This is a genomic window from Nocardia harenae NBRC 108248 (assembly GCF_001612885.1).
In the GTDB taxonomy this organism is placed as follows: Bacteria; Actinomycetota; Actinomycetes; order Mycobacteriales; family Mycobacteriaceae; genus Nocardia; species Nocardia harenae.
In genome coordinates this window covers 448,727-472,819 of sequence record NZ_BDBH01000005.1, presented here as the reverse complement: position 1 = coordinate 472,819, position 24,093 = coordinate 448,727, and the positions used below count along the sequence as shown (strand labels likewise).

Genomic DNA, 24,093 nt, shown 5'->3' with positions numbered 1-24,093 from the left:
TCCCGCCGCTCGCGGGTTAATTCTCGGCAGCGGCGAGTCCGGCCCTCCGGCCGTAGAAGCTACCGTCTCCGAGTGATGCACCACTGACATAACCACCGGTACAGATGCCCGAGGTGCAGCGCCCGGCGGCGTAGAGCCCCGGGATCGGGGCGCCGGAGACATGCAGCACCCTGGCATCGAGATCGGTGCGTAACCCGCCCAGTGTGAACCCGGCGGTGAAGTTGCGCATGTCGAAGGCGGCCACGGCGCCGGTGAGCGGCCGCAGCCACTCCGCTTTCTTGCCGAAGAGCGGGTCGGTGCCTTCGGCCGCGTACCGGTTGTAGACCTCGACCGTGCTTTGCAGCGCGAGCTCCGGGAGCCCCATGTCCCGCTCCAGCTCGGCGACGGTCTCCGCCGCCCAGGTGGGCGGCACCCGGAAGAACGGGGTCGAGGTCTCGGTGGCCAGCGCCTCCTCGTGCGCTCGCTCGTCGATGACCAGATACGCCTGGTTCTCCTGGTGGAACAGCGTCAGCTGCCCGATCCGCCCCGGGTAGGTGTCCTCCGGGACGTAGCGCTGGCCGCGGCCGTTGACCAGGATGCCGCGCGCCATGAGCTGCGGATCGCCGAAGAAGGCGACCTCGGTGGCGTTCAGGTGCGAGGTGGCGGCGCCCAGCGCGGCGGCGAGCTTGATGCCGATGCCGTCGTGCTCCTCGATGGCGGCGCCGGGGCGGCCGATCAGCTGCGGGGCGTAGTCGGAGATCATCTGGTCGGCGTAGGCGAAGCTGCCGGTGGCGAGCACGACCCCGCGCTCGGCGCGCACCGCGACCTCCCTGCCGTACCGCTTGGCCAGTACCCCGACCACCCGTTCGCCGTCCACGATCAACCGGGCCAGCCGGATGTCGTACTCGACCCGGACGCCGAGCCCCTCGGCCGTCTCGGCGAGCGGCTTCATCAGCATGTAGCCGCCGCCCTTGGAGCCGGTGCGCTTGTTCGACATCTGCGGCACGTGCCCGCGCGGGGCCGGGGTGGCGATCTCGTTGAACGGCGCCGCGTTCTCGCCGCCGGAGTAGCCGAGCCCCTCGTCGTGCGGCGGTTCCCAGCCCGGTTCGCCCCAGAACGCCTCCTTGAACGGGACGCCATTGCCGACCAGCCAGTTGTAGTGCTCGACGCTGCCCCGGCTGTAGTCGGCGATCTTGGCGGTGTCCGCGCCCGGCCCGACCGCCGCGAGCAGGAACTTCTCCATGTTCTCCGGGGTGTCCTCGAAGCCGAGCGCCTGCTGCAGCGGGGTGCCGCCGCCCAGGTACACCCAGCCGCCGGCCAGCGAGGCGGCGCCGCCCCAGCCGCTGGTGCGCTCCACGATGAGCGTGTTCGCGCCCGCCCGCGCCGCCTCGATGGCGGCGCAGACCCCGGCGATGCCGTACCCGGCGATCACCACGTCCGCGGTCTCGTCCCACTCGGTGATGGTGTCGGCCCGCACCGGCCGCAGCTCGTTGCTCATTTCTTCTTCTCCTGCTGGGCGATGACCTTGCCGACCACGGAATCCAGCTTGGTGCCGAGCGGCCAGCCCGCGTAGTGGCACAGGAAGAGCGCCGCGTCGCGCAGCTGGTCCGGGGTGAACTCCCCGTTGCCGAGCGCCGCGCCGATCTGGATCTCCGCCACGTCGAAGAGGTTCTGCGCGGTGAGCAGCCCGATCAGCAGCAGCCTGCGGTCCCGGATGCTCAGCGCCTCGCGCGACCAGATGTCGGCGAAGAGGTGGTCGGCGGTGGCGGCGAAGTGGTCGCCGGGGCCGTCCTTGAATTCCCAGCCGTAGACCTCGCTCATCTTGGCGAGGCCGCGCGCCCGGCGGTCGTCGTCACCCGCGCTGTGCCCGTTCGGTGCGACCACGGGGCCGCGCTCGGCTGCTGACTCGCTCATGCCTGTCCTTCCGCCAGTGGGCCGCGCCCCACACCCAACCCGATCCCGAAGTCCTGCAGTGCCTGCTGCGCCAGCGGCAGCGAAACGCCGAGCCGCGCGCCGAGGTCAAGCGCCAGGCTCAGGTCCTTCTCGCCGAGCCCGCGCACGTGGGTGAGAATCGGCAACCAGAAGTCGCCGTCGGGGATCGGCGCGGTGGTGTCGCGCAGCATGATCGAGCCGGCGCCGCCGGTGACGGCGTCGGAGTGCCGCACCACCTTGCCGAGCGCGGTGATGTCGAGCCCGGCCGCCTCGGCCAGCCGCTGCCCCTCGGTGGCGGCGGTGAAGGCGACGAAGTGCAGCAGGTTGCGGGCCAGCTTCATCCTGGTGCCCGCGCCCACCGGCCCGGCGTGCACCACCAGGTCAGCGAAGAGCCCGAACGGCTCCCTGACCGCGGCGAAGGCGGCGTCGGTGCCGCCGACCATGACCGCGAGCCGCCCGTCCTTGGCCCCGCCCGCGCCGCCGCTCACCGGGGCGTCGACCAGGTCGACGCCTCGCTCCGCGCACTGCTCGGCCAGCTCCTCGGCGGTGCGGTCGGCGATGGTCGAGTGCACCGCGAGCACGGTGCCGCGGGCGGCGCTGCTCAGCACCCCGTTCGCGCCCGCGACCACCTCGCGCACCTGGGCGTCGTCCAGCACGGTGATGGAGACGACCCGCGCACCCTCGGCGGCCTCGGCCGGAGTACCGGCCGCCCGCGCGCCCTCGGCGATGAAGGGCTCGAGCGCCTCGGCGCGCACATCGCAGACCGTGAGCCCGCCGGGCCAGGCCAGCAGCCGCTGGGCCATGGGCGCGCCCATATTGCCGAGCCCGATGAAGGCGACCCGCTCGCTCATGACCGGAAGATCTGTCCGCCGTCGACGTTGACGATCTGGCCGGTCACCCAGTTCGCGTCGTCGGAGAGCAGGAAGAGGCAGGCGCCGACGAGGTCCTCCGGCGTGCCCATGCGCTTGAGCGGGAGCCGGTTCACCATGTCCTTGACCATGGTGCCCGGGGTGACGTTCCTGGTGGCCTCGGTGTCGATCGGGCCGGGCGCGATGGCGTTGATCCTGATGTTCGAGCCGCCCAGCTCGGTGGCGAGCTGCTGGGTCAGGCCGTTCACCCCGACCTTGGCCAGCCCGTAGAAGCCGGAGTAGAGCCAGGCCGCGGTGGAGGACTGGTTGACGATGGAGCCGCCGCCCGCCGCGGCCATGTGCTCCCAGACCGCGCGGGTGACGTTCAGCGCGCCGTCCATGTTCACGCTCATGAACTTCTTGTAGTAGTCCCACGGCACGGTGAGCAGCAGGTCCAGCTTCATGTCGCCGTAGATGGCGGCATTGTTCACCAGGTGGTTGACGGCGCCGAACTGCTCGATCGTGAACTCGGCGAGCGCGGCGGCGGAGTCCGGGTCGGCGACGTCGACCGCGCCGAAGACGGCGGTGCCGCCGTCGGCCACGATCTTCTCCGCGACGGCCTTGCCCGCCGCTTCGTTGCGGTCGGCGACGACCACCTTGGCGCCCTCGGCGGCCAGCGCCCGCGCGTAGGCGGCGCCGATGCCCTGGGCGGCGCCGGTGACGATGGCGGATCGTCCTGCGAAACGGGACACGTTCTGCTCCATTCGTTTTCGGGAAAAGGGGCTCAGAGCCCGGTCGCGACGAGCTTGGCTTCCAGGTACTCCTCGAACCCGAGCACGCCCATCTCGCGGCCGATGCCGGACTGCTTGTAGCCGCCGAACGGCACGTCGCCCGAGTACCAGACACCGCCGTTCACCGAGAGCGTGCCGCTGCGGACGCGCTCGGTGGCCCGGCGGAGGCGCTCGGGGTCGGAGCCCCAGATCTGCCCGGAGAGGCCGTAGGGGGAGTCGTTGGCGATGGCGATCGCGTCGTCGTCGCCGTCGTGCGGGATGACGACCAGCACCGGGCCGAAGATCTCCTCGCGGGCCACGGTGTGGGAGTTGTCCACCTCGGCGATGAGCGTCGGCTCGAGGAACCAGCCGCGCTCCTGGTACTCCGGGCGCTTGCCGCCGACCACGATCCGGCCGCCCTCGGCCCGCGCGATCTCCAGGTAGCGCTCCACCCGCGAGCGCTGCCGCTCGGAGATGAGCGGGCCGCAGACGGTGCGCGGGTCGGTCGGGTCGCCCGCCCTGATGCCGCCGAGCGTGCCCGCGGCGATCTCCACCGCCTCGGCGTATGTGGCCCGCGGCACCACCAGCCTGGTGTAGAGCGCGCAGCCCTGACCGGCGTGGATGGCGACCGAGAAGGCGGCCATGCCGACCGCGCCGCCCAGGTCTGCGTCGTCCAGCACGATGCAGGCGGACTTGCCGCCGAGCTCGAGGAAGGTCTTCTTGAGCGTGCCTGCGGCGGCGGCCATGACCGCCTTGCCGGTGGCGGTGGAGCCGGTGAAGGTCACCATGTCCACCCGCGGGTCGGTGGTCAGCTGGGCGCCGAGGCCGTGCTCCGATGAGGTCACGATATTGACCACGCCCGGCGGGATATCGGTCTGCTCGGCGATGATCCGGCCCACCTCGGCGGCGCACCACGGGGTGTCGGGGGCGGGCTTCAGCACCACGGTGTTGCCCGCGGCGAGCGCCGGACCGAGCTTGGCGAAGTTGATCTGGTGCGGGAAATTCCACGGCGTGATCGCGCCGACCACGCCGATCGCCTCGCGGCGCACGGTGCGGTGGCTGCGCATGCCCATGGGGGCGGCCTCGCCGTGGTCGGTCTCCCAGGTGTAGTTCGCGGCCAGCTCGGCGGCGAAGGTCAGGTCCTCGATCGGCGCCTCCAGCTGCGGGCCGCTGGTCAGCATGGTCGGCGCGCCCGCCTCGGCGATGGTGACCGCGCGCAGCCGCTCCACGTCGGCCTGCAGCGCGTCCCGCAGCTGTGCCACGCAGCGGGCCCGGAAGGCGTGGTCGCGGGACCAGGTGGTGGTGTCGAAGGCGGTGCGGGCGGCCTGGATCGCCGCGTCCATGTCGGCCGCGTTCGCGTCGGCGGCGGTGCCGAGCACCTCCTCCGTTGCCGGGTTGACGGTGTCGAACTCGCCACCGCCGCCGCTGACGAGCTTCCCGTCGATCAGCAACCGTGAGCTGTCCGTTGGCAGCAGGCTCATCGCGATCTCTCCCAAGTGTCTGGACAAGTGTTCGGAATATATTCCGATCTGCTGCGATGGCGCAAGAACACGTTCTCGTTCTCCTGGTCGGGGCGATTCCGCAGCGGCACCGCACCGAGTGTCGCATCCTCGGAGGTGTGCACGGATGTCCGCGCAGATTCCATTGTCCTCCACAAGTGTCGGTGGTACCGTCCAGACACATGTCCAGCTGTCTGTCTGCCCGGCTCGCGGTAGCGCCGCGCGACGCAGAGAACTCGTTATCGAAATCGGGGTGCTCGCGATGACCGGTTCCACCGCCCTCGACCCCTTGGCGTTCGATCCGTACGACTACGGCTTCCACGAGGACCCGTACCCGATCTACCGGCGCCTGCGCGAAGAGGCTCCGCTCTACCACAATCCGGCGATCGGATTCTGGGCGCTGAGCCGGTACGCCGACGTCACCGCCGGGTTCCGGGACAGCACCAGGCTCTCCAGCGCCAACGGCGTCTCGCTCGACCCCGCCGCCTGGGGCCCGCACGCGCACCGCACCATGTCCTTCCTGGCCATGGACGACCCGCGGCACATGCGTATGCGCAGGCTGGTCTACAAGGGCTTCACCCCCAAGCGGGTGGCCGAGATGGCGGACCGGATCCGGGAGCTCACCCTGGAGTACCTGGAGCCCGCGCTGGCGAGCGGCCGCTTCGACTGGATCGACGAGGTCGCGGGCAAGCTGCCGATGGACGTGATCAGCGAGCTGATGGGCGTCCCGGCGAGCGACCGGGCGGAGATCCGCAGGCAGGCCGACCTGGTGGTGCACCGCGCGGACGGCGTGCTCGACGTGCCGCCGGAGGCCATCGACGCCTCGCTCGGCCTGGTCGGCTACTACGCCGACCTGGTCGCCGAGCGCAGGAAGAACCCCACCGACGACCTGACCTCGGCGCTGCTGGACGCCGAGATCGACGGCGACGTGCTGACCGACGACGAGATCATCGGCTTCATGTTCCTCATGGTGGTGGCGGGCAACGAGACCACCACCAAGCTGCTCGGCAACGCGCTCTACTGGGCCGGCCGCAACCCGGCCGAGTACGCAAGGGTGGCGGGCGATCCGGAGCGCGTCAGCGATTGGGTCGAGGAGACGCTGCGCTACGACACCTCCAGCCAGATCGTGGCCCGCACCGCCACCGCCGACCTCGAGTACCACGGCGGCACCATCCCCGAGGGCGCCAAGGTGCTGCTGCTGATCGGCTCCGCGAACCGGGACTCCGAGGCGTTCGACGACGCCGACAGCTACCGGATCGACCGCACCGGCGGCACCGCGCTCGCCAGCTTCGGCGCGGGCGTGCACTTCTGCCTCGGCGCGCACCTGGCGCGGCTGGAGGCCAATGTCGCGCTCGCCGAGTTCGCCGAGCGGGTCCGTGAATACCACGTCCACGCGGAGGGGATCGAGCGCGTGCACTCGACCAATGTCCGCGGTTTCGCCAAGCTTCCGATCTCGGTGGAGGTGCGCTGATGCCCCGTTTCGAACCCCATCCCGTGCGCAGGCCGGCGCTCGTCGCAGGCGCCTCGTCCGGCATCGGCGCCGCCACCGCGGTGCGGCTGGCCAGGCTCGGGCACCCGGTGGCGCTCGGTGCCCGCCGGGTGGCGCAGTGCCAGGAGCTGGCCGAGAAGATCACCGCCGACGGCGGCACCGCGACCGCCATCCGGCTGGACGTCACCGAGCAGGATTCGGTGGACGAGTTCGTCGCCGCCGCCGAGCGCGCGCACGGCCCGGCCGAGATCCTCGTCTCCGGGGCGGGCGATATCGAGTTCGGCCGGATCCAGGACATGGCGCCGGACCGGTTCCTGGCCCAGGTGCAGGTGCACCTGGTCGGCGCGCACCGGCTGGTGCACCGGGTGCTGCCCGGCATGCTGGAGCGGCAGCGCGGCGACCTGGTGCTCATCTCCTCGGACTGCGCCGAGATCCCGCGCCCGCACAACGGCGCCTACAACGCCGCCAAGACCGGGCTGGAGGCCTTCGGGCACCAGCTGCGCATGGAGCTGGAGGGCACCGGCATCCGGGCCTCGCTGGTGCGCCCCGGCCCGACCGTCACCGGCATGGGCATGAACGCCGCACCCGAGACGGTCGGCCCGCTGCTGGAGAGCTGGATGTCCTGGGGCTTCGCCAGGCACCCGTACATGCTCAAGCCGGAGCACCTGGCCGATGCCGTCGCCACCGTGGTCTCGGTGCCGCGCGGCGCGCACATGGTGCTGGTCGAGGTGCAACCCGAGGCCCCGCTGAAGCCCCGCGACGAGGGCGGCGCGTAATGCGCGTCGAGGTCGATCTGGATCTGTGCCAGGGCCACGCCGTCTGCGCGGCGGAGGCGCCCGATGTGTTCACCGTGCCCAAGCGGGGCCAGGTCGAGATCCTCGACGCCGAACCCGGCCCCGACCACCTCGCGGACGTGCGCAACGCCGTCCGCTACTGCCCGACCCAGGCCCTTTTTGTGAAAGGCGAAGAGCTATGACCGGATTCGATCGCGCCGAGCTGGACGAGATGATCGCCCGCTGGATCGCGGAGAACGAGCGCGCGGAGGAGAAGGGCGACTGGCGCCCGCTGGCCGAGCTCTACACCGTCGACGCCACCTACGGCTGGAACTACGGCCCCAAGCAGGAGTTCATGGCGGTCGGCCGGGAGGAGATCCGGGAGCTGGCCCTCGGCCAGGAGATGGCGGGGCTGGAGGGGTGGACCTACCCCTACCAGGACTTCGTGGTGGACGAGCGCTCCGGCAACGTCATCGGGCTGTGGAAGCAGGTGGCCGACGCCACCCGCGCGGACGGCAGCAAGTACACCGTGGACGGGATCGGCGGCAGCTGGTTCAAGTACGGCGGCGACTACCAGTGGTCCTGGCAGCGCGACTTCTTCGACTTCGGCAATGTCTCCGCGCTGTTCCTGGAGATGATCACCGCGAACGCGCTCTCGCCCGGGATGCTGAAGCGGATCGAGCGCTCCACCGCCAGGGAGCCGCTGCCCGGCTGGTACAAGATCGGCCAGTCGCCGGTCCCGATCTGGTAGGTCCCATGACAACGAGAACCGGCCACGCCGGGACAGATTCCGCGTTGCGCGACGTCCGGAGCAGGTGATCCACGCATGATTCAGCCCGGCAGTGGATTCCAGGATTTCACCCGCGAACAGCTCGCGGTGCTCGTGCCCGAGCTGCTGCTCTGCGGCCAGCTCATCGACCGCTCCGGCATGGCGCACGTGATCGGCGCCTTCGGCCGCGAGGGGATGGCCGAGGTGGCGATCGAGGAGTGGCAGCTCGCCAGCCCGATCTACACCAGGCGCATGCAGCGCGCGCTGAACTACACCGGCGACGACGTGGTCACCATCTTCAAGGGGCTGCAGCTCGACATCGGCGCGCCGCCGCAGTTCATGGACTTCCGGTTCGAGGTCACCGACCGCGACCACGGCCAGTTCTGGCTGGACCACTGCGGCGCGCTCGTCGACGTCGAGCCGATGGGGGACAAGTACGTCGTCTCCATGTGCCACGACATCGAAGACCCCACCTTCGACGCCACCGCGCTGGCCACCAACCCGCACGCCCAGGTGCGCCCGATCCACCGGCCGCCGCGCAAGCCGGCGGACCGCAAGCCCATGTGCGCCTGGACCGTCATCATCGACCCCGCGCACGAGCCGCCCCCGGTGCCGCGCAATGCCGCGCTGGTGGCGAATACCGTGGCCGCCGGGCTGGAGCTGGCCCCGATCGACCCCGCCGACGCGGGCGCGGCGGATTACTCCGGCCCGCTGCTCAGCGACGTCCGGTTCGCGGACTTCTCCCGCTCCGCGCTGATCCGGATCGCCGACGAGGTCTGCCTGCAGCAGCACCTGCTGACGCTCGGCTTCCTGGTGGCGATCACCGAGCGTACCGATCTCGCCGCGGCCGCGGAGATCGCCCGCAAGACCCTCGCCGGGATCGCGGGCGTCGCCGCCGAGCGGCTGCGGCACGCCCTCGGCGCGGGCCACGACTACGCCGGGCTGGCCACCGTGCTGCGCGCGCACCCGGTGCTCAACCCGGCGGTCTACACCGGGATCGAGCTCCGCCCGCGCGAGCACGGGCTGGCCCTGTGGTTCCCGGCCGAATCCGGCGCGCAGGCCGACGGCGCCTGGCCGGCCATGCTCGACCCCGAGCACCTCGGTCCGCTGGACGCCCTGGTGCGCGGGGTGAACCCGCGGTTCAGCTGTCGCGCCGAGAGCGGCCCGGGGGGCTGGAGCGTCGAGGTCGAGCTGACCGACCAGCCGCACAGGGAAGCGCCGGAGGTCGCGGTGACCCGGTTCAGCACCGGCGCCGACTGGACCTTCACCGACCGGGGAATCCCCCTCCCGCTCACCGTGGTGTGAGCTCCGGACCGAGTACGAGACGGAAGCGACATGGCCAACAACTTCGCCGACCTCTTCGAACACGCCGTCGACGCGATGCCGGAGCGCACCGCGCTGATCCAGGGCGACCGCAGGCTCCGCTTCCGCGACCTGGACACCAGGGCGAATCAGCTGGCCCACTACCTGGCCACGCTCGGGGTCGGCACCGGCACGCACGTCGGCTTCCAGATGCACAACAGCATCGAGACCATGGAGGTGCTGATCGCCTGCTTCAAGCTCGCCGCGGTCCCGATCAACGTCAACTTCCGCTACGGCCCGGCCGAGCTGACCTACCTCTACGACAACGCCGACCTCGAGGTCCTGCTCTACCACGCCTGCTACGGCGAGCAGGTGCGCGCGGCGCGGGAGGCGGTGCCCGGGCTGCGGCACCTGATCTGCGTGGACGACGACCTGGCGAGCTGGGAGTTCGGCATCGAGGCGCTGCGCTACGAGTCGGTCATGAAGGCGGGCGCGCCCTGGCGGCCGTTCGCCGACCGCAGCGGTGACGACCTGTTCATGATGTACACCGGCGGCACCACCGGCCTGCCCAAGGGCGTCATGTGGCGGCAGGAGGACATGTGGCGGGTGCTCGGCGGCGGCATCGACTTCTACACAGGCGAGTACGTCACCGACGAGTACCAGCAGTCCCGCACCGGCGCGGCGGGTGGCCAGGCGATCTACTTCATCCTGCCGCCGCTCATCCACGCCGCCGCCATGATGCCGACCTTCCTGGCGCTGTGGTGCGGGCACGCGGTGGTCTTCGAGCGCCGTTTCGACCCGGAGCGGGTCTGGCGGCAGGTCGCGCGCGAGCACCCCCATGTCATCGTGATCACCGGCGACGCCATGGCGCGGCCGCTGATCGACGCCTTCCGGGCGCACCCGGTGGACGTCTCCTCGGTGATCGCCATCGCCTCCGGCGCGGCGCTGCTCACCCAGTCCACCAAGAACGTGCTGCTCGAGCTCTTCCCCGGTGCGGTCATCTCCGACTCCATCGGCTCCTCGGAGACCGGGTTCGGCGGGATCGGCTTCGCGCAGCAGGACGACGACCCGGCGCGCGGGCCGCGGGTGAACACCGGCCGCGGCGCGGTGATCGTGGACGACGACGGCGTTCCGGTGCCGCCCGGGTCGGAGGGGTGGCTGGCCAAGACCGGGCAGGTGCCGCTCGGGTACTACAGGGACCCGGTGAAGTCGGAGAAGCTCTTCAAGACCGTCGACGGCGAGCGCATCGTGATCACCGACGACCGGGCCAGGCGCGAGGACGACGGCTCGATCACGCTCATCGGCCGCGGCAATATGGTGATCAACACCGGCGGCGAGAAGGTCTTCGCCGAAGAGGTGGAGAGCGTGGTCAAGGCGCACCCCGCGGTCTTCGACGCCACCGTGGTCGCGGTGCCGCACGAGCGGTGGGGGAGCTCGGTCGCCGCGGTGGTCGCGCTCGCGGCCGGCGCGGAGTTCGACTTCGCCGAGTTCTGCGCGCACACCAGGCGGCACCTGGCCGGGTACAAGATCCCGCGCTCGCTGTGGATCACCGAGAGCGTGGTGCGGGCGCCCAGCGGAAAGCCGGATTACGGCTGGGCGCGCGGCCACGTCGCCGAGCACGAGCCGGATCACCGGGTGCCGGAGCCAGGGGCGCCGGTTTCGAGCGCCGCCGCGCCGGGCGAGGGCGGGATCCCGGCGTGATCCGGGTGATCCAGTGGGCGACCGGCGGCGTCGGCCGGGCCGCCATAGAGACCATCCTCGACCACCCCGAACTGGAACTCGCCGGCGCGTGGGTGCACAGTGCGGACAAGGACGGCGCCGATCTCGGCACCCTGGTCGGCCGTGACCGCATCGGCGTCACCGCCACCACCGACGCGGAAGCCCTGCTCGCCCGCGACGCCGACTGCGTCCTCTACAGCCCGCTCCTGGCCGACGGAAAAACGCTGCGCGGCATCCTCGCCGCGGGAAAGAACGTGGTCACCCCGCTCGGCTGGTTCTACCCCGACGCCAAGCAGCGCGAACGCTACGACGCGCTGTGCCGGGAGCACGGCGTCACCCTGCACGGCACCGGCATCCACCCCGGCGGCATCACCGAGAAGATCCCGCTGGCGCTCACCGCGTTGAGCGGCTCGGTGACGGCGGTGCGCGCGGAGGAGTTCTCCGACATCCGCACCTACGCCGCCCCCGACGTGGTCCGGTACTGGATGAAGTTCGGCGGCACAGCCGAGGAGGCCACCTCGTCCGGCACCGCCGACGCGCTCGGCTCCGGCTACCGGCAGTCGGTGTGGATGATCGCCGACGCGCTCGGGTTCGATCTCGACCCCGAGCTGCGGGTCACGCACGAGGCCGCGGTGGCGACCGCCCCGATCGAGTCCCCGATCGGGGTGATCGAGCCGGGGCAGGTGGCCGCGCAGCGGCTGCGCTGGCAGGGCACCGTCGACGGCGAGCCGGTGATCACCGCCGCGGTGAACTGGTTCATGGGCGAGGCCGCGCTGGACCCGCCGTGGGAGTTCGGCGCCGCCGGTGAGCGCTACGAGATCGAGATCGCCGGCGACCCCGGGTCGTTCACCACGATCGCGGGCATGCACGCCCACCCCGCCGACGACCGCGCGCCGGCGGGTGGCCCCCGGGTAGTGGAACGGCATCCAGGCATCGTCGCGACCGCCGCGCACTGCGTGAACAGCATCCCGTACGTCGTCGCCGCCGCCCCCGGCGTGCACACGTACCTCGACCTGCCGCTCACGGCGGGAAGAGCCGCACCGCACCTGCACCGCGCACACCGGAGCGACCGGTCCCCGGCCCGGTGAGCTTTCGCTATCCCCAGGAGGTAGAGATGTCCGCACCCTCGTTGCCCACCGGCTTCGACTTCACCGATCCCGCGCTCTGGGAGAACCGCCGCCCGGTCGAGGAGTTCGCGATGCTGCGCCGCACCGCGCCGGTGTGGTGGAACCCGCAGACCGACGAGAACTCGGGCGGCTTCTTCGACGGCGGCTACTGGGTGGTCAGCAAACTCGCCGACATCAAAGAGATCTCGCGCCACCCGGAGCTGTACTCCTCACAGCGCAAGGGCTCGATCATCCGGCTCCCCGGCGACATCACCATCGACCAGATGGAGCTGACCAGCGCGCTGCTGGTGAACATGGACCCGCCCAAGCACTCCAAGATCCGCCGGATCATCGCCAAGGGCTTCACCCCGCGCGCGGTGGAGAGCCTGCGCGCGGCGCTGGCCGAACGGGCGGAGCGGATCGTGCACGCCGCCAGGAAGTCCGGCGGCGGCGATTTCGTGGAGCAGGTCGCGGTGGAGCTGCCGCTGCAGGCCATCGCCGAGCTGCTCGGCGTGCCGCAGGAGGACCGGCGCAAGGTCTTCGACTGGTCCAACGCCATGCTCAACTACGACGACCCGGAGTACGGCGACCCGACCGTCGCCTCCGCCGAGATCCTCGGCTACGCCTGGAACATGGCCGAGCAGCGCCGGGCCAGCCCGGCCAACGACATCGTCTCCGAGCTGGTCCAGGCCGATATCGACGGCGAATCGCTGGCCTCCGACGAGTTCGGCTTCTTCGTCATCCTGCTCGCCGTCGCCGGCAACGAGACCACCCGCAATGCCATCACGCACGGCATGAAGGCTTTTGTCGACCACCCGGAGCAGTGGGAGCGCTACCGGGCCGAGCGGCCCAAGACCGCACCGGACGAGATCGTCCGCTGGGCCACCCCGGTCACCGTCTTCCAGCGCACCGCCACCCAGGACCTGGAGCTCGGCGGGCAGCAGATCAGGGAGGGCGAGCGGATCGGCCTCTTCTACGGCTCGGCCAACTTCGACGAGGACGGCTTCGATCGGCCCTTCACCTTCGACATCGGCCGCGACCCCAATCCGCACGTCGGCTTCGGCGGCACCGGAACCCACTACTGCGTCGGCGCCAATCTGGCCCGGCTGGAGATCGATCTGATGTTCAACGCGATCGCCGACGTCATGCCCGTGGTCCGGGAGGTGAGCGAGCCGGTGCGGCTGCGCAACGGCTGGATCAACGGCATCAAGAGCTGGCAGGTCGCTTTCGAGTGAACTCGGAGCGGAACGAGACGGGGCCCGCCACGCGTACCGCGCGCGGCGGGCCCCGCCTGTTCTCAGCGCTGCCTGCGCCGGTAGCGCACCCGGCACGGCTGGGCCAGCTGCACCACCATCTTGCTGTGGTCGTTGCGGTAGCTCTCCGATGGCTGCGTCATCTCGAACTCCCAGTCCCGGAGCAGCACCGAGAAGATCGCCTTGAGCTGCATGAGCGCGAAGGCCGCGCCGACGCAGCGGTGCCTGCCCGCGCCGAACGGGATCCAGGTCCAGCGATTCACCAGGTCTTCCTGGTTCGGGTCGAGGTAGCGGCCCGGGTCGAAGGAGTCCGGGTTCGGGAAGTCCTCCGGCAGCCGGTTGGAGATGGCCGGGGTCGCCGCCACCAGGTCGCCCTCGGTGATCTCGGTGCCGCACACCTCGAAGGCGCCGCGCGCCACCCGCATCAGGATGATGAGCGGCGGGTGCAGCCGCAGCGTCTCCTTGAGCACCGCCTCCAGATTCGGGATCTGGCGCAGCGCGTTGAAGCTCACTGCCGACCCGTCGGCATACAGCTCGTCCAGCTCCTTCACCACGCCGGAGAGCACCTCCGGGTGCCGGAGCAGCTCGATCACCGACCAGGCGGCGGTGCCCGAGGTGGTGTGGTGCCCGGCGAACATCATGGAGATGAAGATGCCGGTGATCACGTCGGCGTCGAAGCGCGGGTTGCCGTCGTCGTCCGGGACCGAGATCAGCACGTCGAGCAGGTCGCGGTCCTCCTTGGCGGAGGGGTTGGCCCGGCGCTGGTCCATGATGCCCTGCACCAGGTCGACCAGGGCGGCGCGCGCCTCGTCCCGGATGCGGAAGCTCTCGATCGGCAGGTACGGGTCCACGTAGGCGAGCGCGTCGGTGCCGCGCTCCAGCTCGTGGTAGAGCTCGGCGAACCGGATGTCCAGCTCCTCGCGGAACTTGGGGCCGATCAGGCAGGCCGACGAGGTGTAGATGGTGAGCTCGGCGAAGAACTCCAGCAGGTCGATCTCGCCCTCGTCGCCCCAGTTCGCCAGCATCCGCTCGACCTCGCGCTCGATGGTCGCGGCGTGGCCCCGCATCTGGTCGGCGCGCAGCGCGGAGTTGTGCAGCATCTCCTTGCGCCGCTCCGGGCTGGCGTCGAAGACCACGCCCGCGCCGAAGATCGGCTTCATGAACGGGTAGGCCGCGGCCTGGTCCAGATCCTCGTCGGCGGAGCGGAAGAAGAACTCGTTCGCCTCGGCGCCGGTCAGCAGCAGCACCTTCTTGTCCGCCAGCTGAAACGCGCCGACATCACCGCACTCGGCGCGGATGCGCTGCATCAGGGCAATCGGGTCGGTGCGGAACTCCTCGAGATGGCCGTGCTCGTGCTCGCCACCGGAGACCCGTCGCGGTTTCAGCGGACTCATCGGAAATCCTTCCCCAGGTTGCTGTCCAGACATATGATGGACACCTGTCTGGACAGTACTACGGCCGCCCCTGGCCAAGCAAGGAAGAAAGCGCTCGCCCAGCGAGAGGTGAACCGTGCAGAAACGCGAGGAAGCGTCGGCGAAGTCGCAGGCCGCTGAGGTCTGGTCGCTGGTGCGCTACAAGGTGGCGGCGCTCTCCATGGTCGCTCTCCTAGCGTCCGTCGCCGGGCTCGCGCTGGCCATGTTCGCCGGGCGTTTCCAGGACACCGTCGCGCTCACCGTCGAGGCGCCGCGCAGCGGGCTCGTACTCGACCCGGATGCCAAGGTGCGGGTGCGCGGGGTGGAGATCGGCACGGTCGCCTCGGTGGAGTCGATCGGCGACACCGCGCGGCTCGAGCTGCGGGTCGATCCGGAGCGGCTGGCGCTGGTTCCGAGCAATGCCACCGTCGACATCCGCTCGACCACCGTCTTCGGCGCCAAGTACGTGAACTTCGTGGTGCCCGCCGATGCCGCGCCGACTCCCATGCGGCCGGGCACGCTATTGCGCGCGTCCGCCGTGACGGTCGAGTTCGACACGCTCTTCCAGCGGCTCAGCCGCCTGCTCGCCGCGGTCGAGCCGGCCAAGCTCAATGCCACGCTGAGCGCGATCGGCCAGGCGCTGGACGGACGCGGCGCGAAACTCGGCGAGCTGCTCACCCGCTCGGACGCCTACCTCGCCGAGCTCAACCCCAGCCTGCCCGCACTGGAGCGCGATCTCGCCGCCACCGCCCAGGTCACCGGCTTGTATTCCGCTACCGCGCCCGACCTGCTGCGGACGGTGGACAACACCACCGTCGCGGCGGGCACCATCGCGGAGCGCTCGCGGGACCTCGACGCCGTACTCCTCGGGCTGATCGGGCTCGCCGACACCGGCACCGCCGTGCTCGGCGAGAACGAGCAGGCGGTCGTCGAGACGCTGGCCCTGCTCCGGCCCACCGCCGAGCTGCTGTACGAGTACAAGCCGGTGCTGTACTGCCTGGTGGTCGGGATCAACAACGCCATGCCGCTGGCCGAGTCGCTCTTCGGTGGCAACAAGCCGGGGGCCTCGTTCTTCGCCAGCTTCATGTACGGCGCGCCCGCGTACAAGTACCCGCAGGACCTGCCCGAGGTGAACGCCACCGGCGGCCCCAACTGCAGCGGCGTGCTGGACCGGGCGCCCGGTAGCCACGCCGACTATGTCGTCACCGACACCAACGAGGGCCCGCCCTTCATCCCGTCCACGCAGATCACCCCCAACCTGCCGTCGGTATTCCGGCTGCTCTTCGCCGGGATGCCCGGCGTCTGACCTTCGAGGAGAGACATGGCCGAGTTGACCGGTCGCGGCGCCGTCGTGGTCGGCGGAACCAGCGGGATCGGGCGTGCTGTCGCCGCCGCGCTGGCCGCCGAAGGGGCGGGGGTGGTGGTGAACGGCCGCTCAGCCGAGGTGGTGCAGCGCGTCTCGTCCGAGCTGGGCGCCGTCGGCGTACCCGGCTCGGCCGCCGACGCCTTCGTGGCCGACCGGTTGATCGCCACCTGCGTCGCCGAGTTCGGCGCCGTCGACATCCTGGTGAACTGCGCGGGCATCGCCGAGCCGGAGGGTTCCTCGATTCTCACCGTTCGCCCCGACGAATGGCGCACCCTGCTCGACTCCCACCTGGAGACCGTCTTCACCACCTGCCGCGCGGCCGCCCCGCGCATGGTCGAGCAGGGCCGCGGCACCATCGTCAACACCAGCTCCTTCGCCTACCTCGGCGATTACGGCGGCACCGGCTACGCCGCGGGCAAGGGCGCGGTGACCAGCCTGACCCTCGCCATCGCCGCCGAACTCCGCGAACACGGCGTCCGCGCCAACGTGATCTGCCCCGGCGCCCGCACCCGCCTCTCCACCGGCGACGCCTACGAAGCCAAGATCCACGAACTCCACCGCCGTGGAATGCTCGACGAGCTCTCCACCCAGGGCGCCCTCGACGCCCCGCCCCCGGAGTACGCCGCGCAGCTCTACCGCTACCTCGCCACCGACCGAGCCAAGGACGTCACCGGCCAGGTCTTCATCGCCGCAGGCAATTTCGTCGGCCGCTTCGAACGTCCGACGCCAAGCATCGTCGCCTACCGCGACCACAACGGTGAGCCGCCCTTGACCCTGGACGAGCTGGAGCGCAAGGTGCGCTGACCGGAGCGGCTCCACGGATGAAGCACGGTTTGCGTGTTAACCTGAAATGCGAGCAAGGAATCGTCCCTCGGGGTTCGCCCTGACAGACGGTCTGGCCCCTGGTGACAGCTACGGCCCCCAGGGGCTGCTCTGCGTCTGCGGTCAGTGCAGTGGCTCGACCAGGTGTGTCCGCGACTTGATCGCTAGCAGCAACTCGTCCTGATGATGAGTCATCGACCTCCGGTACGCCGAAGACACCACATCAGGCAGCCACAGCAAATTCCCTAGGGGCAGTCATGCCGCACCCCCGCGAAGGGGGCTCCCAGACCGGGCATCCGCAAGGCGGTCGCCGAGTACCTGGACCGGCACGCCGGGTAGCGCGGAAACGGGGGACGGCGCCGACCTGCGGATACGCTGAGCCCACCCGATCGCCCGGCCGAGAGGCAGGAGCCGCCATGCCGCTGTCGCACCCGTCCGACCCGCACCCCCGCCGGCCGAAGGAGGTAGCGGTCAACCCGGTGTTCACCAGGGAGCCGATCACCGTGCCGCGGGATCGCATGCCGGAGGGGGAGCTGGACTGCGAGGTCGCCTACCAGGTGGTGCACGACGAGCTCATGCTGGACGGCAATGCCCGGCTCAACCTGGCGACCTTCGTGACCACCTGGATGGAGCCCGCCGCGCAGGAACTCATGCGCGAGTGCTTCGACAAGAACATGATCGACAAGGACGAGTACCCGCGCACCGCCGAGCTGGAGCAGCGCTGCGTGCACATGCTCGCCGACCTGTGGCACGCCCCCGACCCGGCGACCGCGCCAGGCTGTTCGACCACCGGGTCGAGCGAGGCGTGCATGCTGGCCGGGCTGGCCTTGAAACGCCGGTGGCAGCAGCAGCGCAGGGCGGCCGGGCTCCCGGCCGAGCGGCCGAACCTGGTGATGGGCGGCAATGTCCAGGTGTGCTGGGAGAAGTTCGCCGACTACTGGGACGTCGAGCCCCGGCTGGTGCCGATGGAAGGCGATCGCTACCACCTGACCGCCGAGGCCGCGCTCCCGTACTGCGACGAGAACACCATCGGCGTCGTCGCCATCCTCGGCTCCACCTTCGACGGCAGCTACGAGCCGGTCGCCGAGATCTGCGCCGCGCTCGACCAGCTGGAGAAAGACCAGGGCTGGAACATCCCGGTGCACGTGGACGGTGCCTCCGGCGCCATGATCGCCCCGTTCTGCGACCCGGAGCTGGAGTGGGACTTCCGCCTCCCGCGCGTCGCCTCGATCAATACCTCCGGGCACAAGTACGGCCTGGTGTACCCGGGCGTCGGCTGGGTGCTCTGGCGCGACACCCCCGCGCTCCCCGACGACCTCATCTTCCGCGTCAACTACCTCGGCGGCGAGATGCCCACCTTCGCCCTCAACTTCTCCCGCCCCGGCGCCCAGGTGGTGGCCCAGTACTACACCTTCCTCCGGCTCGGCCGCAGCGGGTACACGCGGATCCAGCAGTACTGCCGGGACGTCGCCACCGAACTGGCCGCGCGGATCGCCGCGCTCGGCCCCTTCCGCCTGCTCACCGACGGCAGCGAGCTCCCGGTCTTCGCCTTCACCCTGGCCGACGGCGAGTCCGGCTACTCGGTCTTCGACGTCTCCGCCGCGCTGCGCGAACACGGGTGGCTGGTGCCCGCCTACACCTTCCCCGCCGACCGGGAGGATCTCGCGGCGCTGCGCATCGTGGTGCGCAATGGTTTCACCCACGATCTCGCCGGGTTGCTGCTCGAAGCGCTCGAGCAGGTGATGCCGCGGTTGCGGGCCCAGGAGCGCCCGCAGCACGACACCGCCGGTTTCGCGCACACCTGACTTTTTACTCCCACAATCTTGCGCAAGGCAGGGGCGGCAGATCCGGAGAGATATCGTCATCCACGGTGACAATGACTTCCGGGAAGCATGGCGCCAATTCGTCGGAGACATCTCGGGCGTGTTCGGCACTGGCGATGAAGTCCAGGCTCAGGGGGCCGGATTCGATATGTATGTGTCGGGCTCGACGTGGTGGGGTCGACATCGAGCTGAAAGCCTCCGTGTACAGTGCGCCGCTCGAGGATCGAGATACCCGGCACCGAGGGCTTTCGCCACCGGCCTGCCGCACCGCAGGGCAGTCGGTGCGCCCGACTCGATTCCAGGCGTCTCCCCAGTGCCGGATATCGGCATTTACCCTGCCCGACAGCGTGTTTCGTGCGAAGTACGCGCTGTTGCGCTAGCGTCGGCGCGTTGTATGCGTTCGCCCGGCTCGAAGAGCGGTGACGTAGGGGGAGATGTGGTCAGAGGGCGGGCGTGGACCGGATTCGAAGCCGTGGCCCTACAGGAAGCCATGCGTTGTTCGGTACGGGATTTCGCTGCTCTGCTCGGCGTTGAGATCACGATCGTCGCGAACTGGCGTCGCGGACTCGGCACGGTCGTGCCGCGCCCGGGTACGCAGGCGATTCTCGATACCGCCTACGCGCAACGGGCGACCGCCGATGACCGGACCCGCTTCGAGCAGATCGTCGCCGAAGGCCAAGCCGCCTGGCAGGCGCGGAGGCGAGGTGGCAGGAAGTCCACACCGGCCGAGCCCGCTCGGTCGTCCTATGATGACGCGACATGGTCCCGAGCGCTTCAGGCGGATGATGTGCGACGCAATGACTTCCTGCGCGGGGTGCTCGCTGTGTCGGCAACCATGCTCAGCGACGAGATGATCGCGGCTGCCGCAGGCCCGCTCGACCAGCTTCCCGCTCGCGTCGGGATGGCTCACGTGCAGCGAGTATCGGCAGAGGCTGGATTGCACTGCGCCGAACAGTCCGATGCCTGGTGGCTTCGGGCCGCCATCCTGACCTGTCTGGCGCGGCAGGCCATCTTCCTCGGTCAGGCCGACGACGCCCTGACGATGCTCGGCATGGCCGGTATGCGGCCCGATCGGCTGTCGCTCCTACGTCGGGCCGATATCGCAGCAGTGCAAGCCCGCGCCTTCGGTCAGCTCGGTAATGCGGTCGAGTGCCTGCGGGCTGTCGAGGACGCCGAGCAGCTGTTCGTCGAATCCCGGGGCCATGACCACCCGGATATCGACCACGAAGGCTTCGGCGCCTACTACGGCGATGCCATGCTTCGAGGCGATGCCGCCCAGGGCGTATCCGATCTGGCTTACCGAGGTGATCGGTGCCGCCGAACTCCACCGCGACATCGCCGAGCTCCTGCACGCTTCGTAGTCACGAAGACCAGCGAATCAGGAGGCACAGGTGATCATCGCGTTCTCGGTCACGCCCATGGGGACCGGCGAAAGCGTCGGTGCAGGAGTTGCCGAAGCGGTGCGGGTCATCCGCGCCAGCGGGCTACCCAACGAAACCAACGCGCTCTTCACCACCATCGAGGGTGAGTGGGACGAGGTGATGGCGGTGATCAAGCAGGCCATCGATGCCGTGCTGGTTGTCGCGCCGCGGGCCGGGATCGTCCTCAAGGGCGATATCCGGCCCGGCGTCACGGATGCGATGACGGGGAAGGTGGAATCGATCGAGCGGCACCTGGGCGCGAACTGACCGTATACCCGGCGGTCTGGGCACTGCGTCTCTACTGATCCCCTACAACTCACCCGCCCGCCGCCACGACTCCCGCTCGGCCCCGAACGCCTCCGCCTGCCGACCACGGAACTCCGCGATGGAATCCGCCTCGGCATCCAGGAACCCCCGGTACTCGGCGAGCGAGAAGTGCCCGTCTTCGGTGCGCACGTCACCGCGGAAGTCGGCGCGCAGGTCGAGGAGTTCGTCCGTTTCGACCGGGTACCAGCGGATCCGGTCGAAGAAGCGGAGCAGCCAGGGGTCGTCGGAGCCGGTGGCGCGGTGGTTCCAGACCTGGGTCGTGCGGCCGACGAACTGGTACCCGCCCGGCCCCTCCATGCCGTAGATGCACAGGTAGGCGCCGCCGATGCCGACGGCGTTCTCGGGGGTCCAGGTGCGGGCCGGGTTGTACTTGGTGGTGACCAGGCGGTGCCGGGGGTCGGTGGGCGTGGCGACCGGCGCGCCGAGGTAGACGTCGCCGAGGCCGAGCACCAGGTACTCGGCGTCGAAGACGGTGTCGTACACGTCCTGGACCGTCTCCAGGCCGTTGACGCGGCGGATGAACTCGATATTCCACGGGCACCAGGGGGCGTCGGCGCGGACGCCGTGCATGTAGCGGGTGATGGCCTCGCGGGTGGCGGGGTCGTCCCAGGAGAGCGGGAGGTGCACGGTGCGGCTCGGCACCACCAGGTCGCTGGCGGCGGGGATGGCGGTCTCCGCCTCGGTGAGCAGGTCGAGCAGGTGGGGGATCGGCAGCAACGCCGGATCGACCCGGATCTGTAGTGAGCGGATGCCGGGGGTGAGCTCGGTGATGCCGCGCGGGCGGTCGGTGAGCAGGTGTTGGTGCAGTGCGTGCACGCGGGCGCGGAGTGCGAGATCCAGTGTCATCTCGCCGTATTCGACGAGGACGCCGTCGTCACCGGCGCGCCGGTAGGTCACCGAGGTCTCGTCGTCGACGTGGCGGCGGCGGAGCACTCCGTCGTCGCCGTCGCCGCCGGTGCTGAGCACGATCGGGAAGCCGGCGCGGCGCTCCCGGCCCAGCTCGCGCAGCGGGGCGGTGGCCGCGCCGCGCACCGGGACGAAGCGCACGGTGTCGCCGGGGGCGAGCTGGCCGAGTTTCCAGCGGTCGGCGGCGGTCACCGTGACCGGGCAGACGAAGCCGCCCAGGCTCGGTCCGTCGGGGCCGAGCAGGATGGGGGTGTCGCCGGTGAAGTCGAGTGCGCCGACGGAGTACGGGGTGTCGTGGATATTGGACGGGTGCAGCCCGGCCTCGCCGCCGTCCGGGCGGGCCCAGGCCGGTTTCGGGCCGATCAGCCGGACGCCGGTGCGGTCGGAGTTGAAGTGCACCTCGTAGGGGGTCGCGTAGAGGGTGTCGATATCGGCGCGGGTGAAGAACTCCGGCGCGCCGTGCGGGCCCTCGGTGACGGCCAGTTGCCAGTGCCGGGTGAGCGCGGGCTGGTGCTCCATCGGCACCGCGCCGGTGCGGGTGCTCGGCGGCTCGCCCAGCGGCAGGAGCTCGCCTTCGCGCAGGGTGCCGCCGGTGCTGCCGCCGAACCTGCCGAGCGTGAAAGTGGCTGTGCTGCCCAGGTACTCGGGCAGATCGAGCCCGCCCGCGAGCAGCACGTAGACCCGTAGCCCGGGCCCGGTGACCGTGCCGACCTCGAGCCTGCCGCCCGCGGGCACCGTCACCGCGCGCCATTGCGGGACCGGTTCGCCGTCCACGGTGACCGGGGCGGGGGCGCCGGTCACGCAGACCGTGGTGGGGCGGTCGAAGCGCAGAGCCGGTCCGGCGAGGGTGCACTCCAGCCCGGCCGCACCCTCGGGGTTCCCGACCGCGCGGTTGCCGAGCCGGAACGACAGGTCGTCCATCGGACCCGACGGCGGGACGCCGACGTGCCAGTACCCGGTGCGGCCCGGCCAGTCCTGGATGGTGGTCAGCGGCCCGGGCCGCTCGACGGTCACCAGCGCGGCCGAGGCGCCGGGCGCCACCTGTTCGACACCCGTCGCCCGCTCGTCGCCGGCCGTTCGCGCAGTGGCGGGCGCCCCGAGCACCGCGGGCGGCTGCTGCCGCACACCGGGTTGCGCGGTCTCGGCAGGCACCGGCTCGGTGAATACGCTCATCGGGTCACCACCATGCGCACCGGCGTGGGGTCGAAACCATTGCACGGGTTGTTGATCTGCGGGCAGTTGGAGACCAGCACCAGGGTGTCGATCTCGGCGCGCAGCGTCACCGACTTGCCCGGCGCGGAGAGCCCGTCCACGATGCCGAGCGTGCCGTCCGGCTCCACCGGGACGTTCATGAACCAGTTGATGTTCGAGACCAGGTCGCGCTTGCCGAGCCCCCACTTCAGCGCCTCGGTGAGGAAGTTCTCCACGCAGGCGTGCTGGTGCCTGGTGTGCTGGCCGTAGCGCAGCGTGTTCGACTCCTGGGAACAGGCGCCCGCGAGGGTGTCGTGGTTGCCGACCTCGTCGGCGAGCACCGTCATGAGCGCGGCGCCGGAGTCGGTGCGCAGCACGCTGCCGGTGGTCAGGAAGATATTGCGCTGCGCGGTCATGGTGGCCTGCGCGCTGTAGCGCTCGCCGGCGGGGTCGGCGGCGGAGTAGAGCAGGCAGTCGACGGCCTGGTTGCCGTGCAGGTCGATGATCCGCAGCTGCTCGCCCGCGCGGACCACGGTGGACCAGGGGGCGCAGGCGGCGACGGTCTCGTCCAGGACGAGTGTTTCGGTGCTGGTCATGCCGGGACCCCCTCGAGGTGGGCGGCTTTCCAGGCCGCTTCGGTGTTGTCGACGGCCCGCAGGTACTCCGGGTCCGGGTTCGGGCGCAGCGCGAGGTCGTCCGGTGCGGCCCAGGCGACGACGTCGAACTCGGCGGCGGGGCGCTCGTCCAGCGGGTGGGCGCCGGACGCCAGCAGCAGGGTGACCGGCAGGTGCGCGATGAGGTCGAGCGCGGCGCCGGGTGCGGCGCTGCCGGTGCCGGTCAGCCCGCCGTCGGCGTCCACGCGGACCCCGCGGAAGAAGGAGAGTGTCGGGCCGACATCGGCGGGTGCCAGTCCGTGCTTGGCCGCGCCGAGCCGCAGCGCGTGCCTGACCTCGGGGGTCGGGCCGCAGAGCGCGTCGTGGTGGCCCGAGGTGTCTGTCAGCACCGTGGCCAGCACCCGGCCCTGATCGGAGAGGAGCGGGTGGCCGGTGCCGAGGTAGGCCTGCCACGGGACCTTGAGGGTGTCGGCGACGTTCAGCCGCTCCCAGGGCGCCTCCGCGCGGAACAGCAGGAGGTGGGCGCAGGCGGCGCCGGTGGGGTCGGTGAGGCGGATTCGGGTGCCGCGGGCGAGTACTCGCGTCAGGTAGCCGCCCGCCGGAATGCGGTCGCGGAGCACGACCTGCGCGGGGTCGATGCCCGCGGGGAGTTCGGGTTCGGGGAGCGCGGCGGCGGCCGCCTGCGCGCGGGCGTGCGCCCTGGCGGCCGTGGTCGAATCGGTGCTTGTCATCGAGACTCCTGTGTCGGTCGAAGGGCTTGCGGCGAGCCGGC

Annotated in this window: 23 protein-coding genes; 12 read left to right on the top strand and 11 right to left on the bottom strand. The window is 70.6% G+C overall.

Annotated elements, in window-relative coordinates:
* Positions 1-16 precede the first annotated feature (16 nt).
* The 5 genes from NH2_RS13790 to NH2_RS13770 all read right to left on the bottom strand — a co-directional run bounded on the left by NH2_RS13790 (position 17) and on the right by NH2_RS13770 (position 5,010).
* Positions 17-1,477 carry an FAD-dependent oxidoreductase gene (locus NH2_RS13790; RefSeq protein ID WP_067653313.1) on the bottom strand — a complete coding sequence of 487 codons (1,461 nt, stop codon included), beginning with the start codon at positions 1,475-1,477 and terminating at the stop codon, positions 17-19.
* Positions 1,474-1,800 carry a carboxymuconolactone decarboxylase family protein gene (locus tag NH2_RS13785; protein WP_067653632.1) on the bottom strand — a complete coding sequence of 109 codons (327 nt, stop codon included), beginning with the start codon at positions 1,798-1,800 and terminating at the stop codon, positions 1,474-1,476. Before NH2_RS13785 ends, NH2_RS13790 begins: the two co-directional genes overlap by 4 nt.
* Positions 1,801-1,889: 89 nt before the next feature.
* Complete coding sequence (locus NH2_RS13780; protein WP_067653311.1) at positions 1,890-2,762, bottom strand: NAD(P)-dependent oxidoreductase; 873 nt, start codon at positions 2,760-2,762, stop codon at positions 1,890-1,892.
* Positions 2,759-3,511, bottom strand: a complete 753-nt coding sequence (locus tag NH2_RS13775) for an SDR family oxidoreductase (protein WP_174552830.1) — start codon at positions 3,509-3,511, stop codon at positions 2,759-2,761. The genes NH2_RS13780 and NH2_RS13775 overlap by 4 nt, the downstream gene beginning before the upstream one ends.
* A 32-nt stretch (positions 3,512-3,543) precedes the next feature.
* Complete coding sequence (locus tag NH2_RS13770; RefSeq protein WP_067653307.1) at positions 3,544-5,010, bottom strand: aldehyde dehydrogenase; 1,467 nt, start codon at positions 5,008-5,010, stop codon at positions 3,544-3,546.
* 280 nt (positions 5,011-5,290) lie between these two features.
* On the opposite strand from NH2_RS13770, the gene NH2_RS13765 reads away from it, so the two are divergent.
* From NH2_RS13765 to NH2_RS13730, 8 genes are all read left to right on the top strand, one after another.
* Entirely contained in the window at positions 5,291-6,499 is a 1,209-nt protein-coding gene (locus NH2_RS13765) for a cytochrome P450 (RefSeq protein ID WP_067653630.1), read from the top strand.
* Complete coding sequence (locus tag NH2_RS13760) at positions 6,499-7,293, top strand: SDR family oxidoreductase (RefSeq protein ID WP_067653305.1); 795 nt, start codon at positions 6,499-6,501, stop codon at positions 7,291-7,293. The genes NH2_RS13765 and NH2_RS13760 overlap by 1 nt, the downstream gene beginning before the upstream one ends.
* Positions 7,293-7,493, top strand: coding sequence for a ferredoxin (locus NH2_RS13755; protein WP_067653303.1), 201 nt, complete (start codon positions 7,293-7,295; stop codon positions 7,491-7,493). The genes NH2_RS13760 and NH2_RS13755 overlap by 1 nt, the downstream gene beginning before the upstream one ends.
* On the top strand, positions 7,490-8,041 hold the full coding sequence (locus NH2_RS13750) for a Cif family virulence factor (RefSeq protein ID WP_067653301.1): 552 nt from the start codon (positions 7,490-7,492) through the stop codon (positions 8,039-8,041). Before NH2_RS13755 ends, NH2_RS13750 begins: the two co-directional genes overlap by 4 nt.
* A 75-nt stretch (positions 8,042-8,116) precedes the next feature.
* Positions 8,117-9,364: a hypothetical protein gene (locus NH2_RS13745; RefSeq protein WP_067653300.1), complete on the top strand. Its 1,248-nt coding sequence runs from the start codon at positions 8,117-8,119 to the stop codon at positions 9,362-9,364.
* A 30-nt stretch (positions 9,365-9,394) separates the two neighbouring features.
* Positions 9,395-11,062: an acyl-CoA synthetase gene (locus NH2_RS13740; protein WP_084505519.1), complete on the top strand. Its 1,668-nt coding sequence runs from the start codon at positions 9,395-9,397 to the stop codon at positions 11,060-11,062.
* Positions 11,059-12,168 carry an NAD(P)H-dependent amine dehydrogenase family protein gene (locus NH2_RS13735; RefSeq protein WP_067653298.1) on the top strand — a complete coding sequence of 370 codons (1,110 nt, stop codon included), beginning with the start codon at positions 11,059-11,061 and terminating at the stop codon, positions 12,166-12,168. Before NH2_RS13740 ends, NH2_RS13735 begins: the two co-directional genes overlap by 4 nt.
* Before the next feature lie 26 nt (positions 12,169-12,194).
* Positions 12,195-13,421: a cytochrome P450 gene (locus NH2_RS13730; RefSeq protein WP_067653296.1), complete on the top strand. Its 1,227-nt coding sequence runs from the start codon at positions 12,195-12,197 to the stop codon at positions 13,419-13,421.
* A 62-nt stretch (positions 13,422-13,483) separates the two neighbouring features.
* Here the strand turns inward: NH2_RS13730 and cyp51 are convergent, their stop codons facing one another.
* Positions 13,484-14,833, bottom strand: a complete 1,350-nt coding sequence (gene cyp51 / locus NH2_RS13725) for a lanosterol 14-alpha demethylase (protein WP_067653294.1) — start codon at positions 14,831-14,833, stop codon at positions 13,484-13,486.
* Positions 14,834-15,032: 199 nt separating this feature from the next.
* On the opposite strand from cyp51, the gene NH2_RS13720 reads away from it, so the two are divergent.
* The 3 genes from NH2_RS13720 to gad all read left to right on the top strand — a co-directional run bounded on the left by NH2_RS13720 (position 15,033) and on the right by gad (position 18,844).
* Entirely contained in the window at positions 15,033-16,157 is a 1,125-nt protein-coding gene (locus NH2_RS13720; protein WP_067653628.1) for an MCE family protein, read from the top strand.
* Between the two features lie 15 nt (positions 16,158-16,172).
* A complete protein-coding gene (locus tag NH2_RS13715; protein WP_067653292.1) occupies positions 16,173-17,021 on the top strand; it encodes an SDR family NAD(P)-dependent oxidoreductase in 849 nt (282 codons plus the stop codon).
* Positions 17,022-17,455: 434 nt separating this feature from the next.
* On the top strand, positions 17,456-18,844 hold the full coding sequence (gene gad, locus NH2_RS13710) for a glutamate decarboxylase (RefSeq protein WP_067653290.1): 1,389 nt from the start codon (positions 17,456-17,458) through the stop codon (positions 18,842-18,844).
* Between the two features lie 496 nt (positions 18,845-19,340).
* Here gad and NH2_RS28765 read toward each other — a convergent pair whose 3' ends face one another.
* Both NH2_RS28765 and NH2_RS13705 read right to left on the bottom strand, forming a co-directional pair.
* Positions 19,341-19,772 carry a hypothetical protein gene (locus NH2_RS28765; protein WP_157103756.1) on the bottom strand — a complete coding sequence of 144 codons (432 nt, stop codon included), beginning with the start codon at positions 19,770-19,772 and terminating at the stop codon, positions 19,341-19,343.
* A 174-nt stretch (positions 19,773-19,946) separates the two neighbouring features.
* Entirely contained in the window at positions 19,947-20,198 is a 252-nt protein-coding gene (locus tag NH2_RS13705) for a hypothetical protein (RefSeq protein ID WP_067653288.1), read from the bottom strand.
* 55 nt (positions 20,199-20,253) lie between these two features.
* On the opposite strand from NH2_RS13705, the gene NH2_RS13700 reads away from it, so the two are divergent.
* The gene (locus NH2_RS13700) at positions 20,254-20,550 is read left to right on the top strand and encodes an MTH1187 family thiamine-binding protein (protein WP_067653287.1); all 297 of its coding nucleotides are present in this window, start codon (positions 20,254-20,256) and stop codon (positions 20,548-20,550) included.
* 42 nt (positions 20,551-20,592) lie between these two features.
* On the opposite strand, the gene NH2_RS13695 is transcribed toward NH2_RS13700, so the two are convergent.
* Genes NH2_RS13695 through NH2_RS13685 form a run of 3 tightly spaced genes read right to left on the bottom strand, consistent with a single transcriptional unit; the run spans position 20,593 to position 24,052 of the window.
* A complete protein-coding gene (locus NH2_RS13695; RefSeq protein WP_084505518.1) occupies positions 20,593-22,689 on the bottom strand; it encodes a 5-oxoprolinase/urea amidolyase family protein in 2,097 nt (698 codons plus the stop codon).
* Entirely contained in the window at positions 22,686-23,303 is a 618-nt protein-coding gene (locus NH2_RS13690) for an urea amidolyase associated protein UAAP2 (protein ID WP_067653285.1), read from the bottom strand. Before NH2_RS13690 ends, NH2_RS13695 begins: the two co-directional genes overlap by 4 nt.
* A complete protein-coding gene (locus NH2_RS13685; RefSeq protein ID WP_067653283.1) occupies positions 23,300-24,052 on the bottom strand; it encodes a DUF1989 domain-containing protein in 753 nt (250 codons plus the stop codon). The genes NH2_RS13690 and NH2_RS13685 overlap by 4 nt, the downstream gene beginning before the upstream one ends.
* Positions 24,053-24,093: the final 41 nt, after the last annotated feature.

Bases quoted from the DNA above. Each gene is read 5' to 3' on its own strand.
- NH2_RS13790 (WP_067653313.1), bottom strand. From the start codon at position 1,477: ATGAGCAACGAGCTGCGGCCGGTGCGGGCCGACACCATCACCGAGTGG.
- NH2_RS13785 (WP_067653632.1), bottom strand. From the start codon at position 1,800: ATGAGCGAGGTCTACGGCTGGGAATTCAAGGACGGCCCCGGCGACCAC.
- NH2_RS13780 (WP_067653311.1), bottom strand. From the start codon at position 2,762: ATGAGCGAGCGGGTCGCCTTCATCGGGCTCGGCAATATGGGCGCGCCC.
- NH2_RS13770 (WP_067653307.1), bottom strand. From the start codon at position 5,010: ATGAGCCTGCTGCCAACGGACAGCTCACGGTTGCTGATCGACGGGAAG.
- NH2_RS13765 (WP_067653630.1), top strand. From the start codon at position 5,291: ATGACCGGTTCCACCGCCCTCGACCCCTTGGCGTTCGATCCGTACGAC.
- NH2_RS13760 (WP_067653305.1), top strand. From the start codon at position 6,499: ATGCCCCGTTTCGAACCCCATCCCGTGCGCAGGCCGGCGCTCGTCGCA.
- NH2_RS13755 (WP_067653303.1), top strand. From the start codon at position 7,293: ATGCGCGTCGAGGTCGATCTGGATCTGTGCCAGGGCCACGCCGTCTGC.
- NH2_RS13750 (WP_067653301.1), top strand. From the start codon at position 7,490: ATGACCGGATTCGATCGCGCCGAGCTGGACGAGATGATCGCCCGCTGG.
- NH2_RS13745 (WP_067653300.1), top strand. From the start codon at position 8,117: ATGATTCAGCCCGGCAGTGGATTCCAGGATTTCACCCGCGAACAGCTC.
- NH2_RS13740 (WP_084505519.1), top strand. From the start codon at position 9,395: ATGGCCAACAACTTCGCCGACCTCTTCGAACACGCCGTCGACGCGATG.
- NH2_RS13730 (WP_067653296.1), top strand. From the start codon at position 12,195: ATGTCCGCACCCTCGTTGCCCACCGGCTTCGACTTCACCGATCCCGCG.
- cyp51 (WP_067653294.1), bottom strand. From the start codon at position 14,833: ATGAGTCCGCTGAAACCGCGACGGGTCTCCGGTGGCGAGCACGAGCAC.
- NH2_RS13720 (WP_067653628.1), top strand. From the start codon at position 15,033: ATGGTCGCTCTCCTAGCGTCCGTCGCCGGGCTCGCGCTGGCCATGTTC.
- NH2_RS13715 (WP_067653292.1), top strand. From the start codon at position 16,173: ATGGCCGAGTTGACCGGTCGCGGCGCCGTCGTGGTCGGCGGAACCAGC.
- gad (WP_067653290.1), top strand. From the start codon at position 17,456: ATGCCGCTGTCGCACCCGTCCGACCCGCACCCCCGCCGGCCGAAGGAG.
- NH2_RS13705 (WP_067653288.1), bottom strand. From the start codon at position 20,198: ATGTCGCGGTGGAGTTCGGCGGCACCGATCACCTCGGTAAGCCAGATC.
- NH2_RS13695 (WP_084505518.1), bottom strand. From the start codon at position 22,689: ATGAGCGTATTCACCGAGCCGGTGCCTGCCGAGACCGCGCAACCCGGT.
- NH2_RS13690 (WP_067653285.1), bottom strand. From the start codon at position 23,303: ATGACCAGCACCGAAACACTCGTCCTGGACGAGACCGTCGCCGCCTGC.
- NH2_RS13685 (WP_067653283.1), bottom strand. From the start codon at position 24,052: ATGACAAGCACCGATTCGACCACGGCCGCCAGGGCGCACGCCCGCGCG.